Origin of the sequence: Neglectibacter sp. X4 (genome assembly GCF_009917365.1) — a bacterium.
GTDB lineage: Bacteria > Bacillota > Clostridia > Oscillospirales > Acutalibacteraceae > Acutalibacter.
Window position 1 is genome coordinate 1 of sequence record NZ_QWLE01000332.1, and the last position, 549, is coordinate 549.

1 protein-coding gene is annotated in these 549 nt (G+C 44.8%); it reads right to left on the bottom strand.

Going from position 1 to position 549, the window contains the following annotated elements:
- Positions 1-23: 23 nt before the first annotated feature.
- The coding region (locus D1841_RS18435) for an ATP-binding cassette domain-containing protein (RefSeq protein ID WP_166554410.1) at positions 24-549 on the bottom strand (526 nt) is incomplete at its 5' end.

Sequence of the window (549 nt, forward strand, 5' to 3'; positions counted from 1 at the left end):
CTCTGATCCCCCAATCTGAAACCTTAGTTTTCTTCTATATATTCATCGTAGGTGCACAGTCTGTCAACCAGCGTGCCGTCCTTGCGAATTTCCATAATTCTATTGGCAATGGTCTGAATAAATTCATGGTCATGGGATGCAAAGAGCACATTCCCTTTGAAATTTTTCAGACCGTCATTGACCGCCGTGATAGATTCCAAATCCAAATGGTTGGTCGGCTGATCCAAAGCCAGCACGTTAGAGCCAAACAGCATCATGCGTGAAAGCATACAGCGCACCTTTTCACCTCCGGAAAGAACCTGTACTTCCTTATAGACATCGTCCCCTGAGAAAAGCATCCTGCCCAAAAAGCTTCGCATAAAGGTCTCTGTAGTCTCGCTGGTGTACTGGCTGAGCCACTCCACCAGATTCAAGCTACAACCGTTAAAAAATTCCGAATTGTCCATCGGGAAATAGGAGTTAGTGATGGTAACGCCCCATTTGTAGGAACCCTCATCTGGCTCCATTTCACCCATGATGATTTTAAATAGAGTCGTATTTGCAATTTCA